Consider the following 18910-nt stretch of genomic DNA (forward strand, 5'->3'; position numbering starts at 1 on the left):
CCGCGGGCAACGCCCGCTCAGTTGTCGTCTACGCGCACGAAAGATTCGAGCACCTTGACCATGCGCGCGAGCTGCGGGCCGATGTCCTGCTCGAGCAGCTCGCGGCCGAAGCGGCTGGCCGAGCCGCCGACGTTGAAGGTCACGACGTTGCCGTCGGCCTGCCGGATGGCCGCGCCCACGCCGCTGATGTCGCTCTCCCAGCCGCGCACGACCATCGTGAAGCCGCGTTCGCGCCAGTGCGCGAGCGAGGTCTCGATGGCCTGCTGCGTCTGCGGCCAGCGCTCGCGGTCGGCCTGGCGGATCTCGCCCAGCAGCCGCTCGCGCTCCTTCGCATCGAGCGCGCAGAGGTAGGCATGGCCCATCGCCGAGCGCGCCACGGGCAGCCGCGAACCGATGTCCAGGCCCAGCGACAGCGGCGCGCTGGAGCGGCAGTTCTCCACGTAGAGCATCGACAGCCCGTTGCGGATGCCGAGCGACACCGAGGCGTCGTAGCGGTCGGCCAGGTCCTGCATGTAGGGCCGCGCGATGCGCCGCAGCTTGAGGTTCGACACCATCGTGATGCCGAGCGCGACCAGGCTGTCGCCATGCGCGTACTTGCCGGTCTCGCGCGAATGGCGCAGGTAGCCCGCCACGACCAGGGTGTAGGCGAGCCGCGCGATGGTCGGCTTGGGCAGGCCGGTGCGGCGCGCGAGCTCGGTGCTGGTGAGCCATTTCTCGTCGGGGCCCCAGGCGGCCAGGATCTCCAGCCCGCGCGCCAGCGCGGTCACGAAGCGCGGGCTGTCGGCACCCTCCTCGAAGTCGATCTGCTTGGTGCGTCCCATGCGTTTATCTCCATTTAATTTCGTTGTACGGAATTATATTTTCGGCGCTTGGAAACGGTTCATGGAATTCCCTATACGAGAGAAACGCGAGCGGAAAGATACTCGCCATCGTTCGAAAGAACGTTCCATAAATCTAATTCCGCTGAACGAAATTAATCGATTCACGCGGAACCCATCCCCACACGCAGGAGACATCTCGTGAAGTTCCATCGCCATCCGGGCCGCCGCGCCACCCTTCTCTCGCTCATCGCCGCCGCGACGCTGGCAGCCTGCGGCGGCGGTGGCGGCGATTCGTCGGGCGCCAGCGCCGCGGCGCTGGCCGCAGCCCTCGCCGCTCAACAGGCTGGTGCGGGCGGCGCGGGCGCCGGCAATCCCCCGGCACCGCCGCCCCCGGCCGCCCCCGAGCCCGAGGAAACGCGCGCCCAGGACAGCCGCCAGTTCACGGTCGACGAGACCAAGCTGCCGTTCGCGGCCCTCTCGGGCGCGCCCGACACCGACCGCTGGTGGGGCGTGCTCGAGGGCGCGGGCTACCGCGTCGAAGTGCCGAAGAACTGGAACGGCATGCTCGTGATGTACGCGCACGGCTACGGCGGCACGGGCCCGGTGGTGAGCGTCAGCGATCCCACGATCCGCGCGCACCTGATCGCCCAGGGCTACGCCTGGGCCGCGTCGAGCTACACCAAGAACTACTACGACGTGCGCGCCGGCGTCGAGGACACCAACGCGCTCGCGCTGGCCTTCCAGCGCATCGCCTCGCAGAACGGCCGCACGCTCGATGCGCCGCGCAAGACCTACATCGTCGGCCAGTCGCTCGGCGGCCACGTGGCCGCGGCCGCGGTCGATGCCGAGGCGACGGAGACGGCCAACCACAAGGTGCGCTATGCGGGCGCAGTGCCGATGTGCGGCGTGCTCGGCGACACCGAGCTCTACAACTACTTCGGCGCCTCGCAGATCGCGGCGCAGCAGCTGGCCGGCCTGCCCGTCACCGGCTGGCCCGTGAGCAACTGGGCCGACCTGCTGCCCGCGGTGCGCGCCGCGCTGTTCACCAGATTCCCGAGCGCGACGACCGCGCAGGGCGAGAAGTACAAGGCCATCGTCAAGAACCTCACGGGCGGCGAACGCCCGATGTTCGACGCCGGCTTCGCGGGCAGCATGAACGCCACCGTGTGGGGCACCTTCGGCCGCGACGGCACCATCAACGGCATCCTCAACCGCGACGGCTACGACACCACCGGCATCGTCTACCAGCTCGACAACGACCCGGCGCAAAGCCCGGAGGAAGTCACCTTCAACCAGGGCGCCTACCGGCTGCATGCCGACCCCGAGGCCAACCGGCTGCGGCGCGACGGCCTGCGCTGGTTCCCCAAGTCCAATGCGCGCATCGACGTGCCGGTGGTGACCATCCACACGCTGGGCGACGTCTATGTGCCGTTCAGCATGGAGCAGATCTACAAGCGCCGCGCCGATGCGCTGGGCACCTCGAAGTGGCTGGTGCAGCGCGCGATCCGCGGCATCAGCCACTGCGACTTCACGACCGAGGAACAGACCCAGGCCTTCGATGCGATGACGAACTGGGAGCAGAACGGCGTGAAGCCGGCCGGCGACGAGGTGCTCGACGCCGCGACCGTGGCGCGCGCCGACTACGGCTGCAAGTTCTCCTCGGCCAGCCGCGGCGGCTGTCCCGCGCCCTGACGGCGCCGGTGCGGCGCGTCCCGTTCGCGGGGCGGCCGCACCGCCTTTTCCGTTTTTTCGTTCGCACGTCCTTCCATGAAACAACCCAACCTCACCCGCCGTGCGCTGCACGCCCTGCTGCTGGCCGCCGGCCTCGCCGCCGCTCCCGCCTTCGCGCAGTCCGATGCCTTTCCGGTCCGCCCGATCCGCGTGCTGATCGGCTTCACCGCCGGCGGCTCGACCGACGTGCCGTTCCGCGTGCTGGCCGAGAACGCCTCGAAGATCCTCGGCCAGCCGGTCATCATCGAGAACAAGCCCGGCGCGGGCGGCGTGCTGCCCGCGCAGACCATGCAGGCCACCGCGCCCGACGGCTACACGCTCGCGCAGGTGCCGCTGCCGGTGTTCCGCCTGCCCTACACCACCAAGCTCAACTGGGACCCGGCCAACGACCTGAGCTACGTGATCGGCCTGGCCGGCTATTCCTTCGGCCTGGTGGTGCCCGCCGATTCGCCGATCAAGTCGATGCGCGAGTACCTCGCCTATGCCAAGGCCAACCCGGGCCGCCTGAGCTACGGCACGCCGGGCGCGCTCACCACCTTGCACCTGACGATGGAAGCGATCGCGATCCAGGCCGGCGTGGAGTTCAATCACGTGCCCTACAAGGGCAACTCCGAATCGCTGCAGGCGGTGCTCGGCGGCCATGTGATGTCGGTGGCCGACACGCCGGGCTGGGGCCCGTACGTCGACCAGGGCAAGCTGCGGCTGCTGTCGACCTGGGGCGAGACTCGTTCGAAGAAATACCCGAACGCGCCCACGCTCAAGGAGTCGGGCATCGACATGGTGCAGGCCTCGCCCTTCGGCCTGGTGCTGCCCAAGGGCGCGAACCCGAAGGTGGTCGCGATCCTGCACGACGCCTTCAAGAAGGCGATGGAGATGCCCAACTACCAGGAGTCGCTCGCCAAGTTCGACATGGAGACCTTCTACATGGACAGCGCGGCCTACAAGCAGTACGCGGTGCGCACCATGAAGACCGAGAAGGCCGTGATCGACAAGCTGGGGCTGGGCACGGCGGGCGCCGCCAAGTAGGCGACCGCCACGCCGCGCACCGGCGATGGCGCCGGAGAACGCCTCCTGCGCCCTCAGGGCGCCAGCGTGAGCTTGAGGATCTGGTTGCCGTGGTTCGCGCCCACGTAGACGGTGCCGTCGGCGGCCACCGCCACGCCGATCGGGAAGTTGAAGGCGATCGGCACGCCGCTGCCGTCCTGCAGGGTGCTGATCTCGCCCGCGGGCGTGACCACGCGCGCCACGCCGTCCCAGGCATGGGTCAGGAACACGTTGTCGTGCGCATCCACCGCCACGCCGTACGAATAGCCGAGCTTGGCCGGCGTTGCCGCCGTTCCGTCGACCACGCCCGCGCCCGCGTTGCCGTTGGCGCAATCGCCCAGCAGCGTGCTCACGGTGGCGCTGGCCACGTCGATCTTGCGCAGGCAGGGGCTGTCGGTGTCGGTGTCGTAGAGCGTCTTGCCGTCGCGACTGAGCGCGAGGCCCTGCGGCCTCGCCAGTTGCGCGGCCGTGCCGACGCCGTCGAGATAGGCCTGCGTGCCGTCGCCCGCGAGCGTGCTCGTGGTGCCGTCGGCGGCGACCTTGCGCACGCGCTTGTTCTCCGTGTCCGCCACGAAGAGGTTGCCCGCGCCGTCGAGCGCGATGCCGACGGGATTGCTGAACATCACGGGGGCCGGACTGTCGGCGAATCCGCTGCTGCCGCCGCCGACCCAGGTGCTGGCGGTGGTGGCGCCGGGCGCGATCTTGCTGATGCGATGCTGGTCGCTCACGTAGAGCGTGCCGTCGGCCGCCAGTGCCAGGCCCGCCGGCGCATTCATCGTCGCGCCCGGCGTCACCTCGGCACCGCTGCCGCTGGCGGTGTCGATCCGGTAGACCGAGCCATTGCCGCCCATGGCCACGTAGAGCTTCGCGCCGCTCGCATCGAGCGCGAGCTGGTAGGGGCTGCTGTAGCTCACGCCCGTCGTCGCCAGCACGGTGGCGACCCAGGGCTTGACCGTCAACGTGGCGGCCCGGCTGGTCACGCTGCCGCTGGCGCCCGTCACCCGCACGCGCAGTTGCTGGCCGCTGTCGGCCAACTGGCTGGCGGCCGTGCTGAAGCTGTCGGCGGTGGCACCGGCCACATCGCTCCAGTGCGCGCCGCCGTCGGTGCTGCGCTGCCATTGGTAGGCCGTGGCATGCGCGGCCTGCACCTTCAGCGTGGCGGGAACGCCCTGGCCCACGGTGGTGTTCGATGGCTGCGTCGTGATCGAGGCCGCGGCCGGAGCGGGTGCCGGCGGGGGTGTCTGCGCGGCAGGCGCGGGTGCGGGTGCGGGAGCGACCGGGAAGCCGGCGAAGCCGCCGCCACCGCCGCCACCTCCGCAGGCCGCCAGCACGAGGTTCATGGTCAGCAGCGCGACCGGGGTGCGCACGGCACGGCAAACGGCAAGACGGGTGTTCATGAGAGGCCTTCCTTCTTTCAAGCGAGTGGATGAGAAGGCCTCCACGGTAGGGATCGCGACCCCTGCGATCTAGTGTCGAAGGTCATCGACCTTCGGCACGAAAAAAGACGTTCAGCCGTGCGCGCGATCGGTGGTCGGTTCGTGCCGCGCGGGTGCCGCAAGGGCCTGCAGCAGCCTGTCGGCGGCCACCGGCTTGAGCAGCACCTGCAGGCCGGCGTCGTGCATCTGCCGTTGCCGCCGCGGCGCGGTCTCGCCGGTGATCAGCAGCACGCGCAGGCCGGGGCCGAAGCGCGCGCGCAGCCGCTGCGCCGCGGCCAGTCCGTCGGCGCCATCGGCCAGCCGCACGTCGCACAGCAGCACGTCGACCGGCGAGCCGCCCTGCGCGGCCTGCGCCAGCACGGCCTCGGCTTCGGCCTCGCTGGCCACCGCGTCGATGGCCACGCGATGGGCCTGCAGCAGCCCGGTCACGGCCTGGCGGATCGGCGCTTCGTCGTCGATCAACAGCACGCGCCGCGGCAGCAGCAACACGGCATCCGCGCGTGCGATGGCGGGCGCGACACCCGAGGCCGACACCGCCGGCAACACCATGCGGAAGCGGCTGCCGCGCCCCGGTCGCGAATGCACCTGCAGCGGATGCGCCAGCAGGCGCGAGAGCCGCTGCACGATCGACAGGCCGATGCCCAGCCCCTGCGCGCGATCGCGCCCCGGATTACCGACCTGGTAGAACTCGTCGAAGATGCGGCCCAGGTGCTCGGGCGCGATGCCGATGCCGGTGTCGCGCACGTCGATCCACACCAGCGGCCCGCGCGCGCGCGCGGCCACCACCACGCCGCCGCGCGGTGTGTACTTGAGCGCGTTGTCCACCAGATTGGAGAGCAGCCGCTGCAACAGCTGCGGGTCGCTCAGCACCCAGCACGGCGTGGCGCGCAATCGCAGCTGCAGGTCCTTGCCGGCCGCCCGCGCCGCGAACACGTTGTTGAGCGCGAGGAACAGCGGATTGAGCTCGACCGGCCGTATCCGCGGCGCCACCTCGCCGGCATCGAGCCGCGAGATGTCGAGCAGCGTGTCGAGCGAATCGCCGAGCGTTCCGACCGCATCCATCAGCCGCACCGCGTGGTCCCATTCCTCGCTGCCCTGCAGCTTCTTCTCGATCACGGCGCCGAACAGCGCGATCGCATGCAGCGGCTGGCGCAGGTCGTGGCTCGCCGCGGCGAGAAAGCGCGTCTTCTCCTCGCTGGCGCGCTGGGTCGCGGCAATCTGGTGGCTCAGCTGCTCGGCCAGCGCCTCCTTCTCGAAGCGCATGGTCAGCGAGGCCGTCAGCAGCCGGTGGTGCTGCAGCGCGAAGGTGATCATCACGCACATGTAGAGCAGGCAGCCGGTGGCCAGGAACAGGTGCACGGTGTCGCCGCGCCAGGCCAGCGCAAGGGTCAGGCTCGCCATGCTGGGCACGATGAAGCGCGGGATGTTGCGCTTGAGCACCGCCAGCGACAGCGCACCGCCGGCGCAGCCGCCCATCATCATGACGATGACCATCACCCAGAGCCCGAGATTGCGCCCCGGCGGCACGCACAGCCAAGGCGCGAGGCCCCAGACGCAGGAGCGCAGCAGCACGTTGCGCGCATTGAAGCGCGCCCAGTACTCTGGATGCTCGGCCGCGTCGGGACTGCGCCGGTAGCGCCTGTAGGCGCGTCGCAGCGTCAACGCCAGGTGCAGCGCCATCCACAACAGTACCTGCCAGCGCCAGGTGGCCACGAACAGGCCGATGCCCAGCGCCTGCGCCGTGAGCAGGTCCGCGAGATAGGCGGCCGGCGCGTTCGCATGCACCGCCGCCACCTGTTCGCGCAACACCCGCCGGGCCAGTTCTGGTGGAGGCGCTTCGGTCATCGCGACCATGCGGGCATCTCCATCGAAGGCCGCATGGCGCGAAGAGCTTATCGAAGGCTGCTGATGAGCTGGGCCCGCGAGCGCATGCCGAACAGCAGCAGCAAGGTGGACACATGGTTCTTGACCGTGCCCTCGGTCAGGTGCGACAGCTGCGCGATCTCCTTGTTCGACTTGCCCGCCAGCAGCCAGTCGAGGATCTCGACCTGGCGCGCATTGAGCTGCGGCTGCGATTCGGCGCGCGCCGTCGTCGTGGGCGCGCTGCTCGAGGTCGTCGACGGCCGGGCCGGCAGGCCGATCAGGTCGTTGTCCCTCACGTAGCGCAGCACCTCGCCCAGGTGGCCGGTCTTGGGCAGGAAGGCCTGCGCCCCGAGCGCCATCGCGCCGTGCATCAGCGCATGGCTGTCCTTGCCCGAGAGCACGATCACGGGCGAGGAAGGGAAGGCACGCCGGAAGCGCACCAGCGTGTCCAGCCCCTGCGAATCGGGCAGGTCGAGATCGAGCAGCACCAGAGGGTGCGAGGCCGCATGAAGCGCATAGAGGTGCAGGGCATCGGCGAGGCAGCGCGCCTCGTACACCGGCACGCTGCCCGTCTCAGCCAGCAGCAGCGCGCGCAGACCCAGGCGTACCAGCTCATGGTCGTCGACCACCAGGATGCCGCGCGCCGGAAGCGGCATCGAGGCTTCGACGAGCAAGGGCGCGGCATGCGGCGACAGGGGTGCGGCGTGGGCCATGGGCGGGCATCTTAGTGCCGCCTCTAGCGAAAAACGAAATGACGAAAGTCATGAAGACCGCTGCCGCGCGGCCAACGATCGGCGCTGTCGGCAAGAGACTCGCCCTTTGGAATATTGCGCGATGCTCGCTGGTGTCGTCGCCAGTCTTGCCGTACGTCGAAAAGGAGCGACCGAATCGAGGATCCCGGCACTCCGCGGGCTCATTCGCCACGCGAACGCGATCATCTACGCAAGAAGAGATAGCGCTTCTGGACAGCTCGGCGCACGAGTGCCGCGCAATGCGGCCCGCGCTCAGATCGCGATCGAAGGCAGCGCCTGCGCCTGCGCGGCGCGTGGTGCCACCACGATGCGCTGGGGCCGTTCCACGCGCGGCAACGGCTCTGGCAAGGCCTCTTCGGACATGGCCACGGCAGCAGTCGCGCCGAGCACGCCCCACACCGCGGCGAAGCGCACGTCGGCTTCCTTGCGCAGGCGCGCGATCTGCTCGATCTCCTGGGGCGCGACCTTCGTACGGCCGCCGCGCGTTCGCTGGTGCAGCACGTGAATGGCCGCCTGGGCCGCGTCCTCGGCGCCCACCCATGCCGCAAAGGCGGCGTCCCGGTTGTCTTGCATGCTTGTTCCCCAGCGAAGAAATTGGCGCAGTCATCCACGCCTTGATACACCGTATCGATCGGACCGTGCGTCTTCTGTAGGCCATTGCCGACTCGCCCTGCCGGTGGAGGACTGCCCGCCGTCCGCGCCGGGGGCCGATCATTCCCCCGACCAAGACCTCGAGGAAAAAAACCATGTCCCAGCTCAGCGTCGATCTCTACCAAAGCGTCACCGATCCCGAGAAATTCATGGCCGTGCCGTCCGGCACCGACCCCGCCGAGCTGACCGGGCCGATGGTGTTCGACCGCGACTACGGGCAGGTGGTGCGCTACCGCGAGGGCTTCGAGTTCGACCCGACGCAGGACTACGCGGGCGCCAACGCCGCCAAGATCGCCGCCGACATCCTCACGGTGCGGTGGGCGCTCTATCGCCGCGACGCCTGAGACCCCGCGAGCGGCTCAGGACGTTCCGATCCGGCGCGCCTGCGCCTCGATCACGAGGCGATCGATGCGCTCGTCGGGCCGTCGGCCGTGGATGGCCAGGATTCATGACGTGACGCGAGGCCGCGCGTGGCGGCCCGGTTTGTTGCGGACCCGGGCATTGACGCCGCTGCCGATGACGCACGCATGACACCCCCGCGCCGGCGTATGTAGTGCCGGCGTCACCTTCGCTGCGCACGATGGCGTCTTTCTCCACCTCACTGAAAGCACCGCATGTCCACCGACGCCAAGCTCATCGCCGCCGCCGAACTCGCCGACCACTACATCGAGATCATCCTGTCGGAAGAACCGGCCCTGCTGGTCGAGAAGATCGCCGACCAGGGCGCGAAGGACATCGCCAAGTCGGCCAAGGCACTGGCCGAGTTCCGCCTGCAGCTGGCGAAGGCGCTGGCCGAGCAGCCGATCCCCGAGTACTTCGAGGAATCGGAAGAGGAAGAAGAAGAGGAGTCGGAGGAAGAGTCGGTCGAGGACGGCGAAGAAGCCAAGGACGCCGACAAGTAAGCGGCCCTCCCCCGCGCCGCTCAGCCGCCCACGAGGCTGTCGAGCGCCGATGCGCGCCGTGCGACGCCTTCGCGCGCGGCCGGCGCGAATTCGATCAGCGCGCCATGCGTTTTCGCGAGGTCCGGCGCCTCGGGCGACGGCGTGGCCGCGGTGTGCAGCACCAGCGCGTACGGCCCCTCGCCGCGCGCGCTGAGCCGCTGCTCCACCGCGCGGCCGATCGGCGTGGCGGCATCGGTCCTGGCGCTCGCGCGCGGCGACGAGAACACCAGCGCGCTGCCGCCGAGCGCGATCACGGCCAGTCGAACGCCGCTGCCCGGCAGCGCCACGGCTTCGCCGATATGCACCGCCACCTCGCCATGCCCGTCGCCGAGCAGCGCGCGGTAGCGCTCGAGCGTGGCATCGAGATCGTGCACCGCGAGCGCGAGGCTCGCGACGCCGAGCGCGCCATTGGGATGCGTGCGCGCATCGCCTTCGGGCACGCGCAACGCGCGCGGCGTGAGGTCGCCGCACAGAAAAGGCAGGTCGGCCGTCGCGGGCCGCGCGGTCTGCCAGCGCAGGCGTTCGCCGTCGGGGCGCAGGCGGCCGCCGTCGAGCGGTCCGTCGAGCGCGAGCCCGCGCGCCTTGGCTTCCTCGACGGTGATCGCGGTGCTGCGCGGCAGCAGCGCGAAGTCGACGATGCCTTCGCCGTGGCGCTGCAGCAGCTGCCACCAGCGCTCCTCGGGCGAGGGCGCGCGCCAGGCGATCAGCTCGAAGTAGCTGCCGTCCTGGAACACCACCAGCGCGTTGTGCGTGGTGCGGCCCGGATGGTCGCCGCCGCGCAGCACCTGGAAGCCGAGCGCCGTGTAGTCGGCGATGGCGCTCTCGAGGTCATGCACCGCGATGACGATGTGGTCGAGTTTCAATGACATGGTCGTGTGTTCTCCCGTGGGGGGCGTGTGAAGTTCAGGAGGCGGTGCGCGCTGCGCCGTCGCCGCCCAGGTAGGCATCGCGGATGCGCGGGTCGTCGAGCAGCGCGGCGGCCGGGCCCGAGAGCACGATGCGCCCGGTCTGCAGCACGTAGCCGTGGTGCGCGATCTGCAGCGCGAGGCTGGCGTTCTGCTCGACCATGAAGACCGAGACGCCCTGGGCATTGATGCGCGCGATGAGCTCGAGCACCTTGTCCACGTACAGCGGCGACAGACCCATGGTCGGCTCGTCCATGCAGATGAGCTGCGGGCGGCCCATGAGCGCGCGCGCCATCGCCACCATCTGCTGCTCGCCGCCCGAGAGCGTGCCGGCCTGGAAGTCGATGCGCTCGGCCACGCGCGGGAACAGCTCGAGCATGCGCTCGAGGTCCTCGGCCACCGCGCGGCGGTCGTTGCGCGCATAGGCGCCCATCAGCAGGTTCTCGCGCACGGTCATCGCCGGGAACAGCCGGCGCGCCTCGGGCACCGAGCCGATGCCCTTGCGGATGATCTGCGGCGTGCTCAGGCCCAGCGTCGAGACGCCGTCGAACAGCACCTCGCCCGAACGCGGCTTGAGCAGCCCCAGCACGATCTTCATGGTGGTCGACTTGCCGCTGGCATTGCCGCCGAGCAGGCTCACGATCTGGCCCTTGCGCACCTCGATGTCGAGGTCGAAATGGGCCTGCACCGGGCCGTAGAAGCTGTTGACCTTGCGCAGCTGCAGCAGCGGATGGACGGCGGTGCGGACCGCGGGACCAGCGGCCGGCGCGGCATGGTCCTCGTCGCGGCCGTCTCCCCACAAGGGCGACGGCGGCAGTCCCGTGCGGGCGACGGTGGCGATCATGCGGGCACCGCCTCGGGCTTTGTCTGCCCCACCTGCCGGTGGCCGAGGTAGGCCTCGATCACCGCGGGGTCGTTGCGCACGTCGTCGGGCCGGCCCTCGGCGATCTTGCGGCCGTCGTCGAGCACGGCCACGCGGTCCGACAGCTGCATCACGAGGTCGAGCTTGTGCTCGATCAGGAGGATGGTCTGGCCGCGCGCCTTCAAGCCGCGGATGATCTCGAGCATCTCGGCGGTCTCGCTCTCGTTCATGCCGGCCGTGGGCTCGTCGAGCAGCAGCAGACGAGGCTTGAGCGCGAGCGCGCGCGCGATCTCCACGCGGCGGCGGTTGGCGTACGAGAGGCTGTAGGCCGGGTGGTCGATGCGCGGCGCCAGCCGTTCGCCGAACAGCGCGATGATCTCGAGCGCTTCCTGGCGCAGCGTCGCCTCCTCGCGCCGCACGGCGGCGGGCTGCACCAGCGCCAGCGCCAGCTCGGCCAGCGCGCCCAGGCCCGGCACGCCGCCCACGCGCGGCTTCACGGCGCGCAGCCGGGTGTGCGCGCCGACCAGCACGTTGTCGAGCACCGAGAGGTTGGCGAACACGCGCCCATGCTGGAAGGTGCGCGCCAGGCCGCGCGCGGCGAGCTGCTGCGCGGGCAGGCCCGTGATGTCCTGCCCCTCGAACAGCACCTGCCCTTGGTCGGGCCGGTCCAGGCCGGTCACGAGGTTGAAGAGCGTGGTCTTGCCGGCCCCGTTGGGCCCGATCACGCTGAACAGTTCGCCCTCGGCCACGTGCAGGTCGACCGCGTTCACGGCCGTGAGGCCGCCGAAGCGGCGCACCAGGCCGCGGATCTCAAGCAGCGATGGCATCGCCCGCTTCCTGCGGCGCGGTGGCGGCCTGCGCCTTCGAGTTCACGAGCTTGACCTCGGCGCGGATGGTCTGCGGGTTGCGCAGGAGGTTGAGGATCGGGCAGTTGCGCTCCACTGCCTCGAACAGCGCATCGATCTCGGCTTGGCTCGCGGGCGAATCGATGTGCACCGTGTAGCCGATCTGGTGCGGCCAGATCGGCGTGCTCTCGTGGCCCGGCTTGCCGCCGCGCGGATCGATGATGCCGGTGACCTCGACCTCGAGGCTCTCCAGCGGCACCTGCCGCTCGGCCGCCTGGATCAGGAAGATGTACGTGACGCAGGTGCCCAGCACGCCGAGCTGCAGCTCGGGCGAGCTCGGGCCGAGGTCGTAGCCGGCGAAGTTCGGCGGGCTGTCGCTGATGACCTGGTGGTCGCGGATGCGCAGCCGGCGCACGCCGCTGCGGCCCTCGGCCTTGACGCTGGCCTTCAGTTGCAGCGGCTGCGCGCTGCCCGCGTCGACGGCGGCATTGCGCGCCAGCACGGCGGCGCGCTTCTCGGCGAGGTAGTCGTTGAGGTGGCTCATGGTGTGTGGTTCCTTCTTCAGACGGTGCCCAGCAGGCCTTGCGGGCGGAAACGGATCAGCAGCAGCAGCGCGACGCCGTAGATCAGCATGCGGTACTCGGCGGTGACGCGGAACAGTTCGGGCAGGCTCACGAGCGCGACCGCGCCGAGCAACGCGCCGCTGATGTTCCCGAGCCCACCGAGGATCACCATGGTGAGCGCCAGGATCGATATCTGCGAGCCGAAGGTCTCGTGGTTGATGTACGAGTACATGTGGGCCGTGAAGGCGCCGCTCACGCCGGCCGCGAAGCCGCCGAAGCCGAAGGCCAGCGCCTTGTAGCGGTCGGGGCTCACGCCGTAGGCGCGCGCGGCCACCTCGTCCTCGCGCACCGCGCGGAAGGTGCGGCCCAGGTGCGAGTTCAGCAGCCGCCACTGCAGCAGCGCGAGCAGCACCATGGCACCGAACGAGGCCCAGTAGATCGCGCCGTTCGACGAGGCATCGCGCCCGAACAGCGACAGCGGTGGAATGCCCGAGACGCCGATCGGCCCGCGCGTGAGGCTCTCCCAGTTGAGGATGGTGAGCGCCACGATCTCGCCGATGCCCAGCGTGGCGATCGACACGTAGTGGCCGCGCAGACGGAAGGCCGGGAAGATCAGCGCGGTGCCGATCAGCGAGGTGAGGATGCCCGCCAGCACGATGCCCGTGCCCACCGGCAGGTGCAGGTCGAGCACCAGCAGCGAGGAGGCATAGGCGCCGATGGCCAGCAGCCCCGCATGGCCGAGCGATATCTGGCCGACGGTGCCCGCCACCAGCGTGAGGCTCAGCGCCAGCGCCGCATAGAGCCAGGCGTTGGTGAGCGTCTGCAGCAGATAGGGCGAGGGATCGAAAAGCGGCAGCAGCACCGCGGCAGCGAACAGCGCCACGAGCAATCGGCGCGGCACGTGCCAGGGTTTGCTCGGTGCGATGAAGGTGCCGGTCAGCGGCTCGGGCGGCAGCGCGCGCTTGCGGCCGAACAGGCCGTTGGGCTTCCACACCAGGATCGCCAGCAGCAGCGCGAAGGCGAACAGGTTGCGGTAGGGCGTGCCCAGCAGCGCCACGCCATAGCTCTCGATCAGCCCCAGCAACAGGCTGCCGACGATGGCACCCGGCACGTTGCCCACGCCACCGACCACGGTGGCGACCACGCCCTTGAGCGTGGCCTGGAAGCTCATCGCGGGGCTGATGTTGTTGTAGTACATGCCCACCAGCAGGCCCGACAGCCCGCCGAGCGCGGCCGCGATCGCGAACACGGTCTGGTTCACGCGGTCCACGTCCACGCCCATCTGCTGCGCCGCATCGCGGTCCTGCGCGGTGGCGCGCACCGCCCAGCCCAGCCTGGTGAAGCGCAGGAAGCCGAACAGCACGGCCGCGCTCGCGAGGCCGATGCCCGCGATCAGCAGGTCGAGCGCACCGATGGTGCCGCTGCCGACCTGCAGCCGCCAGTCGGGCAAGGCCGTGGGCAGCGCGCGCGGGTCGGGGCTGAAGACCAGCTGCACCAGGATGTCGAGCACGAAGCTGATGCCGATGGTGGCCAAAAGCGGCGCGATGCGTGCCGCGCCCTGCAGCGGGCGCAGGCCCACGCGCTCGATCAGCATGCCGAGCGCGCCCGAGCCCAGCACCACCAGCGCGATCGTCACCGGCAGCGGCGTGTGCAGGTAGGTGATGGAGGCCCAGCCGATGTAGGCGCCGACGGTGTAGACCGAGCCGTGCGCGAAGTTGATCAGGTGCGAGACGCCGAAGATCAGCGCCAGCCCGACCGCCAGCAACGCATAGATGTTGCCGATGATCAGGCCGTTGACCGTGTAGTCGAAGAAGGAGCCGAAGTTCATCGAAGGACCGCCCTCTCCTCACGGAAAGGCGCGCTGTGCGCGAGCACGCTCATTTGGTCGAGGCCAGCGCCGCCTTCTCGTCGAGCTGCGCCCACTTGCCGTCCTTCACCACCAGGTTCACGCTCTTCACGCCGATCACGCGGCGCGTCTGCGGATCGAAGCTGGCCTTGCCGAAGATCACGCTGGGCACGTCCTTGATCTTGTAGAAGGCGTCGCGCACCGCCTTGCGGTCGGCATTGGGGCCGGCCTGGCGCAGCGCGGCGGCCGCGTACACCACGGCGTCGTAGGCATAGGCGTTGAAGGCGTCGGGTTCCTTGTCGTACTTGGCGCGGAAGCTCTTCACGAAGTCGCGCACCTCGGCGCGCGGCTCCTCGGGGAAGAAGGCGGTGTTGGTGTGGATGCCGTTGACCGCGGCGCCGCCGAGCTCGATGAACTTGGGCGAATAGACCGAGCCCACGGCCGCGATCGGCTGCTTCAGGCCCACGCTGCGCACCTGGCCCGCGATGAGCGCGCCGTCGGGGTAGTAGGAGATCAGCACCAGGCCGTCGGGGTTGGCGTCGCGCACGCGCACGAGCGTGGAGCGGAAGTCCTTCTCGTCGGGCTGGTAGCCCTCGGCGATGGCGAGCTGCGCGCCGCGTTCCTGCGCGGCCTTCACCAGCACGTCCTTGCTGGTGCGGCCCCAGTCGGTGTTGAGATAGAGCACCGCGATGCGCTTGAAGCCCAGTGTCTTGACCGCGAGATCGGCCAGCAGCGGCTGCGCGTCGGCCTGGCTGATCGACGGGCTCCAGATGTAGTCGCCGCCCTTGGTGAAGTCGGGGTGCGAGTTGGTGAAACCCAGTTGCACCAGGCCCGCGCGCTGGTAGATCGGCGAGGCCGCCATCGAGGCCGGGCTCGAGAAGTCGCCGAGCTCGATCAGCACGCGCTTGTCGTTCACGAGCTTCTGCGCGATCGCGACCGACTGGCGCGGATCGCTCTGGCTGTCCTCGAAGTTGTAGGCCAGCGGCCGGCCATGGATGCCGCCCTGCGCATTGATGTGCTCGAGCGCGAGGTCGAAGCCCGCCTTCCACTGCGCGCCGTACTGTGCGTTCTGGCCGGTCAGCGGGCCGCTGACGCCGAACCAGACGGGCTCGCCGCTGGCCGGCGCGGCCAGGACGGGTGCGGACAGAGCGAAGGCGGCGCCGGCCAGCGACAGCGCGGCGATCCGGTGCAGGAAGCGTTGGCGGGAGATCGGTGTTGGCATGGTGTTGGGGTCCCGGGGCATGAAGATCAGGCCGGCCATTCTTCGCGTTGCCCGGGGCCGCTGGAACGAAAAAAAGCGCTGCGCGATATGCGTTTTCCGAGCAAGCCATGTCGCGCTCTTCGCGCTCTTGCAGGCCGGACATATGCATGACTGAAAACATTCGTTGGATAGGCATCGGCCGCGCTCGGACACTCGCCGCTTCGAATATTCCGGTGGAGAAGCCCTGATGACCGACTCTCTTTCCTTGCGCCTGCCGCCTTCGCGCCGCAGCGTCCTTCAAGCCGGCGCCGCCGCCGCCGTCGTGGGCTCCGCGGCCCTGCTCGGCGCCTCGGCCTGGTCGCAACCGCGCAAGCTGACCTTTGCCTGGAGCCAGGCCGGCTTCTGCCTCGCGCCCGTGCCGGTCGCGCTCGAGCGCGGCTTCTTCGAGAAGAACGGGCTCGACGTCGAGCTGCTGAACTGGGCCGGATCGTCAGACCAGATGCTCGAGGCACTGGCCACCGGCAAGGCCGACGTCGGCGTGGGCCTGATCCACCGCTGGGTCAAGCCGCTGGAAGCCGGCTTCGACGTGAAGGTGGTCGGCAGCGTGCACGGCGGCTGCCTGCGGCTGGTGGGCGCCAAGGCCGCCGGCGTGACCACCGAGCTCGCGAGCCTCAAGGGCAAGACCATCGGCGTGTCGGACCAGAACAGCCCGGCGCGGCAGTTCTATGCGATCCATCTCGCCAAGAAGGGCATCGACATCGAGAAGGACGTCGACTGGCGCGTCTATCCGGCCGACCTGCTCGACATCGCCGTGAAGAAGGGCGAGATCCAGGCCATTGCCGACGGCGACCCGAACGTCTACCTGATCGAGAAGCGCAACCCCGGCGTCTTCACCGAGATCGCCAACAGCGCCAAGGGCGAGTACGCCGAGCGCCTGTGCTGCATCGTCGGTGCGCGCGGCGAGTTCGCGCGCAACGACAAGCCGCGCGCCGCCGCCACCGTGCGCGCGCTGGCGCAGGCCTCCGACTACGTGGCCGAGAACCCGAACGAGTCGGCCCGCATCTACGCCAAGTACGCGCCCAAGGTGGCGGTGGAGGACCTGCAGAAGCTGTTCACCGAGCTGACCTACAAGCACCATCCGGCGGGCAAGGCGCTGCGCAACGAGGTGGAGGCATTTGCGACGGACTTCCGGAATGCGGGGATCCTGAAGAAGAGCACGGACGTGGTTCGGTTCGCGAACCACGTGTCGCTGGACGTGCTGGCTTGAGGGGCTACAGGGCGGTCAGGAATTCTTCGGCCGTGGTCGCACAGTGCTCGAAGCCCGGCGCGTAGTCCAGCGTCGCGATGGCATCGAACGCGGCGCGCAAGCCGGCATGCGGTTGCCGGATCTGGCCGAGAAAGGCATCCCGGTGGCGCAGCAGGAACGGCGTTGCCGGCAGAAGCTCTCGAGGCTCGCGTTCGATCACGAGCGCGAGGTCGAACAGGTCGCGCGCCGTGACCCGGTCGCCGCGGTGGTACATCTTCTTGGCGATGATCTCGGCGGCCGTCTCCACCTTCACCGGTCGGCCGCCGATGTTCCAGATCTCCCAGGCCTTGTCCGGCAGCAGGTTGGGAGCGGCCACGAAGTCGACCTCGCCCTCCTCGAACTGCAACTTGACGAAGGCGCCCGGCTGCTCGGTGTAGTCCTGCGTCAAGTCCGCCGCCGTGTCGCTCAACCGAGGCGTGACATAGCCGAGGTATTGCGGATCGGGCACGAAGATATCGATGTCCTTGCTCAGCCGATGGCGGTAGCGGAACATCAGCACAGTCCCGCCGCCGAGGGTCCAGAACGGATCGGCGATGCCGCCGTGGCGGCCGATGTCGTCGAGCAGCGTCAGCGCCCGCGGGAACAACGCCTCCCAGGGGCCGGTGGGCAATGGCCTCTGCTTCATGCCCACAGCGCCCGCCGATGCACGGACAACGATTCGGCGAGCTTCGCGACGTTGCGCCAGACCTGCCGTGGCGGCAGGTGCGCGCGCGAGGCGGTTTCCTCAACGGCCATCACAACGACGGGAACGGGCGCTTCATCGAGCAGATGGGTCAAGTGCGCGGTGAATGGCGGCGGCACGTCGCCGCTCGCCAGGACCTTCTCCAGGGCTTCGGGACCGAGTTCGCGCGCGTAGCTGACGCTGGCCGTCTTGGCCGCCATCCACAGGCCTCGCTTCTTGCGCCGTGCCAGCGTATCCGGCGCGGGGCTGTCCAGCCCCAGCACCGCCATCACCTGGCCCACGCGGTTGACGCCCAGGTCGCTCAGCGCACCGTTCTCCAGGCCGACCAGGGTTTGACGCGACAGGCCGCTCAGGTGCGCCAGCTGAGACTGGGACAGGCCCAGCTCGGTGCGCCTGGCGCGTACCGCGCGGCCGATGTCGATCAGGTTCATGGCGAGACTCGGGATCCGGATGATGTCAAAAATATTAGACATTTTATTCGCCTCGAGGACAGCCAACAAGAGCCACGCGAGCGCCGGTCGGATTCTTCGCATACCGCTGAATGTCACACCGTGCGCATGGGGGGCGTGAGGACCAAAGAGAAAATCACTCTTGACAATGTACGGTTTATCGCCGTACATTTTTCGAAGGAGATTCTTGCCATGCCCACCAGCCCACCCCGAACCGAACGCGTCGAAGCCCGCATTGCGCCGGAGGTGCTGGAGATCGTCCGCCGCGCGGCCGAGATCGAAGGCCGCAGCGTCAGCGACTTCCTCGTCGGCGCCGCGCAGGAAGCGGCGCGCCGCACCATCGAGCAGATGCAGATCATCCGCCTGTCAATGGAGGAACAGCAGCGCTTCGCCGCCCTCCTGCTGACGCCGCCCGATCTGCCTCCCGCGATGGCACGCGCCGCCAAGGCCCACAGGAAACTGATCGCCCCTTCGCAGTGACCGGGCGATTCCGCATCGAGGTGCTCGGGGCCGAGCACGACCGTGCCGGCTTTGCATGCGGCAGCGATCCGCTCGATCGGTATGTGCGAGAGCAGGCGACGCAGGACCAGCGCCGCCGCACGAGCGTGTGCTACGTCGCCGTCGATGAGCAGTCGGGTGCCATCGCCGGGTACTACACGCTCGCCGCCAGCAGCGTCCCCCTCACGGACCTCGACGCGCCGATGGCCAGGAAGCTGCCGCGCTATCCCTCGGTCCCGGTGGCGCGGGTCGGCCGTCTTGCGGTGGGCCTGGCTTTCCAGGGACGGCAACTCGGCGCCGCGCTGCTCTGGGATGCGGGGCAGCGCGCGATGCAATCGGGCATGGGTGTCTTTGCGCTGGTCGTCGATGCCAAGGACGAGGTCGCGGCCCGGTTCTACAGGCATCACGGATTCATTCCCTTCAGCAGCAACCCGCTGAGCTTCGTTCTTCCCATCGCCACGCTCGCCAAGAAAAGCTGATTGCGCGGGCCGAAGCTTTGCGATGTATTCCGGCC

20 protein-coding genes are annotated in these 18910 nt (G+C 69.4%); 7 read left to right on the forward strand and 13 right to left on the reverse strand.

All coding sequences use genetic code 11. The annotated features are described in order from the left end of the window. Positions 1-17: 17 nt before the first annotated feature. Positions 18-821, reverse strand: a complete 804-nt coding sequence (locus INQ48_31495) for an IclR family transcriptional regulator (GenBank protein ID QRF62088.1) — start codon at positions 819-821, stop codon at positions 18-20. 315 nt (positions 822-1136) lie between these two features. On the opposite strand from INQ48_31495, the gene INQ48_31500 reads away from it, so the two are divergent. Then, positions 1137-2513, forward strand: coding sequence for an alpha/beta hydrolase (locus INQ48_31500; protein ID QRF63031.1), 1377 nt, complete (start codon positions 1137-1139; stop codon positions 2511-2513). A 75-nt stretch (positions 2514-2588) separates the two neighbouring features. Beyond that, positions 2589-3578, forward strand: a complete 990-nt coding sequence (locus INQ48_31505) for a tripartite tricarboxylate transporter substrate binding protein (GenBank protein QRF62089.1) — start codon at positions 2589-2591, stop codon at positions 3576-3578. Between the two features lie 53 nt (positions 3579-3631). Here the strand turns inward: INQ48_31505 and INQ48_31510 are convergent, their stop codons facing one another. From INQ48_31510 to INQ48_31525, 4 genes are all read right to left on the reverse strand, one after another. Then, positions 3632-4993, reverse strand: a complete 1362-nt coding sequence (locus INQ48_31510) for a hypothetical protein (protein QRF62090.1) — start codon at positions 4991-4993, stop codon at positions 3632-3634. Positions 4994-5104: 111 nt separating this feature from the next. Next, entirely contained in the window at positions 5105-6877 is a 1773-nt protein-coding gene (locus INQ48_31515; protein ID QRF63032.1) for a hybrid sensor histidine kinase/response regulator, read from the reverse strand. 47 nt (positions 6878-6924) lie between these two features. After that, a complete protein-coding gene (locus INQ48_31520) occupies positions 6925-7608 on the reverse strand; it encodes a response regulator transcription factor (GenBank protein QRF62091.1) in 684 nt (227 codons plus the stop codon). A gap of 291 nt (positions 7609-7899) precedes the next feature. Then, positions 7900-8220 (reverse strand): hypothetical protein, encoded by a 321-nt coding sequence (locus INQ48_31525; protein QRF62092.1) that lies wholly within the window; start codon positions 8218-8220, stop codon positions 7900-7902. A gap of 173 nt (positions 8221-8393) precedes the next feature. Here INQ48_31525 and INQ48_31530 point away from each other — a divergent pair, with 173 nt between their 5' ends. Further along, on the forward strand, positions 8394-8642 hold the full coding sequence (locus INQ48_31530; GenBank protein ID QRF62093.1) for a hypothetical protein: 249 nt from the start codon (positions 8394-8396) through the stop codon (positions 8640-8642). Positions 8643-8912: 270 nt separating this feature from the next. Continuing rightward, positions 8913-9200 (forward strand): hypothetical protein, encoded by a 288-nt coding sequence (locus INQ48_31535; protein ID QRF62094.1) that lies wholly within the window; start codon positions 8913-8915, stop codon positions 9198-9200. Positions 9201-9220: 20 nt separating this feature from the next. Here INQ48_31535 and INQ48_31540 read toward each other — a convergent pair whose 3' ends face one another. From INQ48_31540 to INQ48_31565, 6 genes are read right to left on the reverse strand one after another with little or no spacing between them, the layout of a single operon-like run. Then, positions 9221-10108, reverse strand: a complete 888-nt coding sequence (locus INQ48_31540; protein ID QRF62095.1) for a VOC family protein — start codon at positions 10106-10108, stop codon at positions 9221-9223. A 34-nt stretch (positions 10109-10142) separates the two neighbouring features. Continuing rightward, complete coding sequence (locus INQ48_31545) at positions 10143-10988, reverse strand: ABC transporter ATP-binding protein (protein QRF62096.1); 846 nt, start codon at positions 10986-10988, stop codon at positions 10143-10145. Then, positions 10985-11833, reverse strand: a complete 849-nt coding sequence (locus INQ48_31550; GenBank protein QRF62097.1) for an ABC transporter ATP-binding protein — start codon at positions 11831-11833, stop codon at positions 10985-10987. Before INQ48_31550 ends, INQ48_31545 begins: the two co-directional genes overlap by 4 nt. Then, on the reverse strand, positions 11817-12395 hold the full coding sequence (locus INQ48_31555; protein QRF62098.1) for an OsmC family protein: 579 nt from the start codon (positions 12393-12395) through the stop codon (positions 11817-11819). Before INQ48_31555 ends, INQ48_31550 begins: the two co-directional genes overlap by 17 nt. A gap of 17 nt (positions 12396-12412) precedes the next feature. Then, a complete protein-coding gene (locus INQ48_31560) occupies positions 12413-14242 on the reverse strand; it encodes an ABC transporter permease (GenBank protein QRF62099.1) in 1830 nt (609 codons plus the stop codon). 49 nt (positions 14243-14291) lie between these two features. After that, the gene (locus INQ48_31565) at positions 14292-15482 is read right to left on the reverse strand and encodes an ABC transporter substrate-binding protein (GenBank protein QRF62100.1); all 1191 of its coding nucleotides are present in this window, start codon (positions 15480-15482) and stop codon (positions 14292-14294) included. Positions 15483-15708: 226 nt separating this feature from the next. Here INQ48_31565 and INQ48_31570 point away from each other — a divergent pair, with 226 nt between their 5' ends. Next, a complete protein-coding gene (locus tag INQ48_31570; GenBank protein ID QRF62101.1) occupies positions 15709-16728 on the forward strand; it encodes an ABC transporter substrate-binding protein in 1020 nt (339 codons plus the stop codon). A gap of 4 nt (positions 16729-16732) precedes the next feature. Here the strand turns inward: INQ48_31570 and INQ48_31575 are convergent, their stop codons facing one another. Both INQ48_31575 and INQ48_31580 read right to left on the reverse strand, forming a co-directional pair. Beyond that, a complete protein-coding gene (locus tag INQ48_31575) occupies positions 16733-17392 on the reverse strand; it encodes a nucleotidyl transferase AbiEii/AbiGii toxin family protein (protein QRF62102.1) in 660 nt (219 codons plus the stop codon). Beyond that, entirely contained in the window at positions 17389-17880 is a 492-nt protein-coding gene (locus INQ48_31580; GenBank protein QRF62103.1) for a helix-turn-helix domain-containing protein, read from the reverse strand. Before INQ48_31580 ends, INQ48_31575 begins: the two co-directional genes overlap by 4 nt. Before the next feature lie 210 nt (positions 17881-18090). Between INQ48_31580 and INQ48_31585 the strand changes: the two genes are divergently transcribed. Together INQ48_31585 and INQ48_31590 are read left to right on the forward strand one after the other, a co-directional pair. After that, positions 18091-18378, forward strand: coding sequence for a DUF1778 domain-containing protein (locus INQ48_31585; GenBank protein QRF62104.1), 288 nt, complete (start codon positions 18091-18093; stop codon positions 18376-18378). After that, complete coding sequence (locus INQ48_31590) at positions 18375-18875, forward strand: GNAT family N-acetyltransferase (protein QRF62105.1); 501 nt, start codon at positions 18375-18377, stop codon at positions 18873-18875. The genes INQ48_31585 and INQ48_31590 overlap by 4 nt, the downstream gene beginning before the upstream one ends. The last annotated feature ends 35 nt before the right edge of the window (positions 18876-18910 follow it).

The sequence above is a fragment of the Variovorax paradoxus genome, from assembly GCA_016806145.1.
Classification (GTDB): Bacteria; Pseudomonadota; Gammaproteobacteria; order Burkholderiales; family Burkholderiaceae_C; genus Variovorax.

Excerpts from the sequence above, each read along its gene's own strand:
- INQ48_31495 (QRF62088.1), bottom strand. The coding sequence starts at position 821 with ATGGGACGCACCAAGCAGATCGACTTCGAGGAGGGTGCCGACAGCCCG.
- INQ48_31505 (QRF62089.1), top strand. The coding sequence starts at position 2,589 with ATGAAACAACCCAACCTCACCCGCCGTGCGCTGCACGCCCTGCTGCTG.
- INQ48_31510 (QRF62090.1), bottom strand. The coding sequence starts at position 4,993 with ATGAACACCCGTCTTGCCGTTTGCCGTGCCGTGCGCACCCCGGTCGCG.
- INQ48_31515 (QRF63032.1), bottom strand. The coding sequence starts at position 6,877 with ATGACCGAAGCGCCTCCACCAGAACTGGCCCGGCGGGTGTTGCGCGAA.
- INQ48_31520 (QRF62091.1), bottom strand. The coding sequence starts at position 7,608 with ATGGCCCACGCCGCACCCCTGTCGCCGCATGCCGCGCCCTTGCTCGTC.
- INQ48_31525 (QRF62092.1), bottom strand. The coding sequence starts at position 8,220 with ATGCAAGACAACCGGGACGCCGCCTTTGCGGCATGGGTGGGCGCCGAG.
- INQ48_31530 (QRF62093.1), top strand. The coding sequence starts at position 8,394 with ATGTCCCAGCTCAGCGTCGATCTCTACCAAAGCGTCACCGATCCCGAG.
- INQ48_31535 (QRF62094.1), top strand. The coding sequence starts at position 8,913 with ATGTCCACCGACGCCAAGCTCATCGCCGCCGCCGAACTCGCCGACCAC.
- INQ48_31540 (QRF62095.1), bottom strand. The coding sequence starts at position 10,108 with ATGTCATTGAAACTCGACCACATCGTCATCGCGGTGCATGACCTCGAG.
- INQ48_31545 (QRF62096.1), bottom strand. The coding sequence starts at position 10,988 with ATGATCGCCACCGTCGCCCGCACGGGACTGCCGCCGTCGCCCTTGTGG.
- INQ48_31550 (QRF62097.1), bottom strand. The coding sequence starts at position 11,833 with ATGCCATCGCTGCTTGAGATCCGCGGCCTGGTGCGCCGCTTCGGCGGC.
- INQ48_31555 (QRF62098.1), bottom strand. The coding sequence starts at position 12,395 with ATGAGCCACCTCAACGACTACCTCGCCGAGAAGCGCGCCGCCGTGCTG.
- INQ48_31560 (QRF62099.1), bottom strand. The coding sequence starts at position 14,242 with ATGAACTTCGGCTCCTTCTTCGACTACACGGTCAACGGCCTGATCATC.
- INQ48_31565 (QRF62100.1), bottom strand. The coding sequence starts at position 15,482 with ATGCCAACACCGATCTCCCGCCAACGCTTCCTGCACCGGATCGCCGCG.
- INQ48_31570 (QRF62101.1), top strand. The coding sequence starts at position 15,709 with ATGACCGACTCTCTTTCCTTGCGCCTGCCGCCTTCGCGCCGCAGCGTC.
- INQ48_31575 (QRF62102.1), bottom strand. The coding sequence starts at position 17,392 with ATGAAGCAGAGGCCATTGCCCACCGGCCCCTGGGAGGCGTTGTTCCCG.
- INQ48_31580 (QRF62103.1), bottom strand. The coding sequence starts at position 17,880 with ATGAACCTGATCGACATCGGCCGCGCGGTACGCGCCAGGCGCACCGAG.
- INQ48_31585 (QRF62104.1), top strand. The coding sequence starts at position 18,091 with ATGCCCACCAGCCCACCCCGAACCGAACGCGTCGAAGCCCGCATTGCG.